The organism is Nocardiopsis sp. NPDC055824 (assembly GCF_053616335.1).
The window spans coordinates 1-6,243 of the sequence record NZ_JBSHDN010000288.1; the positions used below are offsets into that span (position 1 = coordinate 1).

Here is a 6,243-nt window from a genome sequence, read left to right on the forward strand (position 1 = left end):
GGGCCGACGGCACGGGGCACCCGCCCCCCGGGCGTGAACCACAGGAGGGGGCGCCGCGGGGGGAGCCGCGGTTCCGCCGCCGCGCCGCGGTCCTCGCGGCGGCGTCCGCGCTGGTCGTCGCGGGAGGGGCGGCCCTCGCTCTCACCGCGCTGCCGGGCGGCGGGGTCCCGCGGGATGCGGCCGGGGGCGGTCCCCCGGCCCCGCCCGGCCCCTCCGCCTCCCCCTCGGCGCAGGGCGCGCCGGAGGTCGACCTGGAGGGGTGGATCTACGAGGTCGACTTCTCCGTGGACGGCGAGTCCCTGTACGTGTTCGGCACGTCCCTGTCCAGGTGGGACTGGCAGGCCGGGGAACCCGTCGACGTGTTCGAGCCCGCCCCGTCCGCGGCGGACATCGGGCCCGACGACCACGTCGCCGGCGCCTACGGCGACCAGATCCGCGTGTGGGACGGCGGCAGCGGCGACGAGGTCAACCGGTTCGGCCGGGACAACGGCGGCCGCGGGTTCTACGACATGCCCGCCCTCTCCTCCGACGGGTCCCGGGTGGCGGTGCTCGCCGCCGAGAACGGCGACCCCCGCGAGGAGCGGGTCGTCCAGATCTGGGACGTGGCGGAGGGGACGCCCGGCGTGGAGTTCCCCGCCGGAGGGGTCCTCACCGACCTGAGCTACACCGCCGACGACTCCCTGCTCGTCGGCACGGTCATGGAGGAGGGGTTCGACGCCTACGTCGGGGTGGCCGTGTGGGACCCCGCGACCGGCGAGCGGCTCCACCTGTTCGAGGGCGGGGACCACTACGCGTTCGCCCTCGCGCCCGACGGGCGGACCATGGCCCTCCAGAGCGGCGCGAGGCGGGTCGACATCGTCGACCTCGGCACCGGCGGGGTCGTCCGCCCCCTCGCGGAACCGGACGCGAGCCACGAGTCCGTCACCGGCATCGGCTACTCCTCGGACGGCGAGCGGGTCCTCGCGGGCTCCTTCGGCTGGGACGACGACCGGGGAAGCGTGTGGGACGCCTCGACGGGCCAGCTCCTCCGCGACGCCGACGTGATGGTGTACGCGCCCATGGGGTCGCACCCGGAGGACGAGTACCTGGCCACGGTCGCCGACGGCGGCGGACGCGTCCTCGTCCTCGACGCCGACTACACCGTCGTCAACGAGCTGAGCTGACCGGAGGGCCGCCATGCAGCACCTCGCACCCCGCGATCCGCGCCGGGTCGGACCGTACCGGACCGTCGCCCTGCTGGGCGCCGGCGGCATGGGCCGCGTCTACCTGGGGATCGACCGGGAGGGCCGCACCGCCGCCGTCAAGGTGGTGCGGGCGGAGTACGCGTACGACCCCGACTTCCGGGAGCGGTTCGCGCGCGAACTCGACCTCGCCCGCCGGGTGCACGGCACCCACACGCCCCGGGTGCTGGACGCGGACACGTCCGGCCGGACCCCCTGGATGGCCACCGAGTACGTGCGGGGCCCCTCCCTGCACGACCTGGTCCGGTCCGTGGGGCCGCTGCCCGAGGACAGCGTGCGGTTCGCCGCCCGGGGCGTCGCCCAGGCCCTGGAACGGGTGCACTCCCACGGGCTGGTGCACCGCGACCTCAAACCCGGCAACGTGATGGTCTCGGCCGCGGGACCGCAGGTCATCGACTTCGGCATCGCCGCCGCGCTGGAGGACGCCGGGCCGGACGGGGACGGGCGGCTCGTCGGCACCCCGGGGTACATGGCCCCCGAGAACATCCGCCGGGAGCCGGGCGGCGCCGCCGCCGACGTCTTCGCCCTGGGCGGGATGATCGTGTACGCGCTGACCGGCACCGGGCCGTTCGGCGAGGGCCACCCCTCCGCCGTGATGTACCGCATCACGAACCAGGACCCCGTGCTGACGGGCATCCCCGAGCGGCTGCACGGCCTCGTCTCGGCGTGCCTGGACAAGGACCCCCGGGAACGTCCCTCCGCGTCGCGGGTGCTGCACGCCCTGGGCGGTCCGGCGGCGCCTCCGACGACGGCGTCCGCCTGGCTGCCCCCACCCGCCGTCCACACGCTCGAACGGATCGACGGCGAGTACCGGGACGCCGTCGCCGCCGCAGGCCCCGGGGCCGCGGGCGGCGCCCCCGCCTCCCGGGCCCGGCGGCGACCACTGCTCGTCGGCGCCGCGGGGGCCGCGCTGCTCCTCACCGCCGGGGCGGGGACGTGGGCCCTGGCCGGCCCGTTCGGCGGCGGGACCGCGGAGGAGGACCCCGGCCGCCGCGTCCGGTGCGACCTCACCGAGCACATCGCCCCGGAGCTCGCCGAGGCGGCACGGCCCGTGCCGAGCATCCCGTCGTCGTCCGTCCCTCCCGGCACCGTGTTCTCCGCCGACGGCCGGGTCCTCGTCGTCGCCGGGAGCCAGGGGCTGGCCCTGTGGGACTGGGAGGAGGGGACCGAGATCGCCCGGATCGAGGACGAGGTCCCCGGCCTGTCGCCCACCCCGCTCGTCAGCCCGGACGGCTGCCGCGTCGGCTACAACGGGACGGGCGTGCACGTGTACGTCGCCGGGACGGGCGAGCACACCGTGTACCGGGGGGACGTGGAGGTCGTCGCCTCGGCCTTCGACCCCGACGGCGAGGGCCTGTACCTGGTCGAGGGCACGGGGGAGCCGGAGTCGGCCGTGCTGCGCGTCGACCTGGAGACCGCCGAGGTCACCGACACCTACAGCGGGACCGACGGCGCCCACACGATCGCGGTCTCCCCCGGCGGCGGGTATCTGGCGGCCGTCGACTACACGGGGCAGGTGCGGGTCTGGGACACGGAGAGCGGCGGGACCCTCTTCGAGGCCGGGGGCGCCGAGCCCGGGTACGGGTCCAACCTCGAACTCCCCGACGAGGACGGCGGCCTCCTGTACATGACCGGGGACGGGGTCGTGCACGAGGACTTCCTCGACGGGGGCCCGCCCCGCACGTTCGCCCCGGCCGCGATGCCGGAGAACGGGCTCAGCGAGTTCGTCCTGAGCCCCGGTGCGGACCGGCTGTACGCCCCGTACACGTCCGGCGAGCTGATCGTCGACGAGGACTCGGAGGGGTTCGGGATGAAGGTCTGGGAGTTCTCCACCGGCGAGGAGCTGACCGGGGAGGAGGACGAGGGGTACGTCAGCCGGCTCGGCATGCACCCCGACGGCCACGTGTTCACGGGGGTCCCGCTCCTCGACTCGGACGTCTGGATCGTGGACGCGGAGCGCCTGCGCCTCCACAGCCGTATCGGCTGACCAGCCGCGGCCCCCTCCGAACGGGTCCCGGGACCCGGCTCCGGCGGCCCGGCCGCCCCCGCACGGCGCGGTCCCGCACCGGACACGGGTCCGCTCCACCCGCACCGCACCACACGCCCCGCCCGCACCGCACGCCCCGCCACGACACCGGTAAGGCCCATGCTCCCTCTCCACCCCCACGATCCCCCGGCCGTCGGCCCCTACCGGCTCCACGCCCGCCTGGGCGAGGACGCCTGCGCGCGCGTCTACCTGGGCTCGGTGCCGGGGGAGCGCCCCGTGGCCGTGAGGGTCGTGCGCTCCGGGTACGCCGCCGACCCCGGGTTCCGGTCGGCGTTCACCCGCCTGGTGGAGAGCGCGTACGGACCGGACGGCCGCCACGTGTGCGGCGTGCGCTCCGCCGACCTGGGCGGAGCCGTGCCGTGGGCGGCGGTCGACCGGCCCCCCGGCCCGGCCCTGGCCGACCACGTCCGCGAGCACGGCCCGGTCCCCGCGGACGCCCTCCACGCGCTCGCCCTCGCCCTGGCGCAGGGGCTCGCCGAGCTGCACGCCCGGGGCCGCTCCCACGGTGCGCTGCGGCCCGACGGGGTGGTGCTCACCCGGGAGACCGCGCTCCTCGCCGACGCCGGGCTGGAACGGGCCGCGTCGGACGCCGGTCAGCGCGCTCCCCACCCCTCCTTCTCGGCGCCCGAGGGCGGCGCGGCCCCCGCCGCGGACGTGTTCTCGTGGGCGGCGACCCTGTCCTTCGCCGCGAGCGGGGCCGAGGGGGCTCCCGGCCTGCCGCGCGTCCCGCTCCAGCTCCGGGGGCTGGTCGACGCGTGCCTGCGCCGGGGCCCGGACCTGCGCCCCAGCGCCGCCGACCTGGTGCGGATGCTCGGCGGCCCCGCCGACCCGGGCCCGTGGCCGCCGGGGTTCCTCGCCCGGCTGGAGGAAGCCGCGGCACGGCAGGAGGCGGCGGTGGCCGCCGACGGGCCGGGGCGGGCGGAGCGGCCCTCCGGGACCGGACCGGGGGAGGCGGGCGTGCCGGACGGGAGCACCGGGGCGGACGCCCGGGGGCGCCGGAACGGCCGGAGGGCGGTCGCCGCGGCCGCGGCGGTCCTCGCCCTGGCCGCCGTGGCCGGGGCGGCCGTGTGGGGGCACCGCCTGTCGACCGGGGACGGTGGCGCGGCGGGGGAACCGGACGGGGCGGACACCGCCGGGCTGGTCACCGGGGGCGGCTGCCCGGACGGCGGAGGGTTCCCGCCGCCCGGTGAGGACGTCGACGGCGCGCGGACCACGGTGTGGGAGACCGCCTTCAGCCCGGACGGCGACCGCCTGGCCGTCACCACCGCCGAACACGGGCTGACGGTGTGGGACTGGCGGGTCGGGGAGGAGGTCGCCAGGCCGGCCGGGTCGGTGGGGCTCGCGGTGGGCCCGGTGTTCGCCCCGACCGGGTGCACCCTCGCCGTGACCGTGCCCACGTCCTACGAGGGCCGGGGCGACGAGCAGGTGCGGGTCGCCCGCACCTTCGACCTCGCGGCCGGCACGTCCGCCGAGCACCTGGGGCCGCAGGAGGGGCCCGTCGGGACCGGGGGGACGTGGACGGCCAGGCCGCGCCACGCGGAGGGCCTCGCGTTCAGCCCCGACGGGTCGCGGCTGGCCGTCTCGCTGGAGCGGGCCGACGACAGGCCGAGCGTCGCCGTCATCGACACGGGGACCGGCGCCCGGGTGTCCGAGATCGCGGAGGCCCCGGTCCACGGGACGGCCTTCGCGGACGCCGGGCGCGTCCTCACCAACGACGGGGGGACGATCACCGTGTGGGACGCGGAGAGCGGCGAGGAGCTGCACACCGTCCGGGGGACGTCGCACCGCCTGTTCGCCGCGGTGCCCGGCGCCGACGAGGTGGTCCACCTCGTCGGCGACCGGATCGTGTGGTGGGACTACGCGGCGCGCTCGGAGGTGCGGTCCTTCGAGCTCACGGGCTTCGCCGACGCCGAAGGGCCGATCCTCGTGGACCTGGCGCTCTCCGCGGCGCTCGACCGCGTGTACGTGAGCTGGCTGGCCCCCGGGGACGGCCCCCTGGAGGACGGCGCGTACACGACCCACGCGTTCGACACGGAGACCGGCGAGGACCTCGCGGCCGGCGGCCGTGGAGCTGACGGGCTCCAGGAGGTCTCCGTGCACCCCGGGGGCGAGGTCCTGGCGGGCGTCTCCGCCGAGGGGCGCGTCGTCCTGGTCGACCCCGACACCCTGGAGCCCGCCGAGACGCTGTTCTGACGGGGCTGACGGGGACACCGGGACGGTCGGCACTGCCGGGGGCAGGGGGCGTCGGGGTGCCGGGACCGCGTTCGGCCCGCGCCGTCCGGGGCGCGCCGGAAGGACCCGGCTCCTCACGGCGCCGCCCGGGCGCTATAGCGTGAAAGCCCGTGCCCGTACCCCGAGAGGACCAGAGGCCATGCCGGAAAACGTCAGCAGCCGCATCCGCGAGGCGGCCTCCGGCCGCCGCACCAGCCCCGCGCTGTCCGTCCTGTCCGACCTGGTCCGGAGCACCGGGGCCGCGGCCAGGTCCGCGACAGTCTTCGGCGACCCGGTGGTGTCGGGGGGTTCCACGGTCGTCCCGGTCGCGAGGATCACGTCCCTCACCAGCTTGGGCGGCGGTTCCAGCCGCCTGTTCGCCGCGGGAGGGGACGGCGCGGGCGGCGGCGGGTTCGTGCGCGCACGGCCCGCGGGGTTCATCGTCCTCGACGAGGCCGGGGCGCGCTTCCACGGCATCCGCCAGCCGGTGACCATGCTCGTCCTCCCGCTCGCCGTGGTCGCCGGCCTCACCGCCGCGCGCATCGTCGGGGTCTCGCTGCGCGAGGCGCGCCGGCGCCGCAGCCTCCGCGCGCGCTGCGAGCCCGCCGCCGCGCCCCCGGCCGAGGTCTCCGTCTCCGAGGGCTCCGCGGCCGGGGAGGAGCGGAACGCCTGACCGGTTCCGGCCATCTCCCCGTCCCTCACGGCCGACCCCGCGACCGCCGGGGCCGGGGAAACCGGCCCCCG

The 6,243-nt window shown here is 77.5% G+C and carries 4 protein-coding genes; all 4 read left to right on the forward strand.

Annotation, left to right across the window (positions count from 1 at the left end; translation table 11 throughout):
* Positions 1-1,163, forward strand: a 1,163-nt coding sequence (locus tag ACWGL3_RS30310) for a WD40 repeat domain-containing protein (RefSeq protein ID WP_452462083.1), incomplete at its 5' end; no start/stop codon positions are given.
* Between the two features lie 13 nt (positions 1,164-1,176).
* Entirely contained in the window at positions 1,177-3,228 is a 2,052-nt protein-coding gene (locus ACWGL3_RS30315; protein ID WP_267947619.1) for a serine/threonine-protein kinase, read from the forward strand.
* Positions 3,229-3,387: 159 nt separating this feature from the next.
* Positions 3,388-5,481: a WD40 repeat domain-containing protein kinase family protein gene (locus ACWGL3_RS30320; protein ID WP_267947618.1), complete on the forward strand. Its 2,094-nt coding sequence runs from the start codon at positions 3,388-3,390 to the stop codon at positions 5,479-5,481.
* A 178-nt stretch (positions 5,482-5,659) separates the two neighbouring features.
* Entirely contained in the window at positions 5,660-6,172 is a 513-nt protein-coding gene (locus ACWGL3_RS30325; RefSeq protein ID WP_267947617.1) for a hypothetical protein, read from the forward strand.
* The last annotated feature ends 71 nt before the right edge of the window (positions 6,173-6,243 follow it).

Coding starts and splice junctions, on each gene's coding strand:
- ACWGL3_RS30325 (WP_267947617.1), top strand. CDS start 5,660: ATGCCGGAAAACGTCAGCAGCCGCATCCGCGAGGCGGCCTCCGGCCGC.
- ACWGL3_RS30315 (WP_267947619.1), top strand. CDS start 1,177: ATGCAGCACCTCGCACCCCGCGATCCGCGCCGGGTCGGACCGTACCGG.
- ACWGL3_RS30320 (WP_267947618.1), top strand. CDS start 3,388: ATGCTCCCTCTCCACCCCCACGATCCCCCGGCCGTCGGCCCCTACCGG.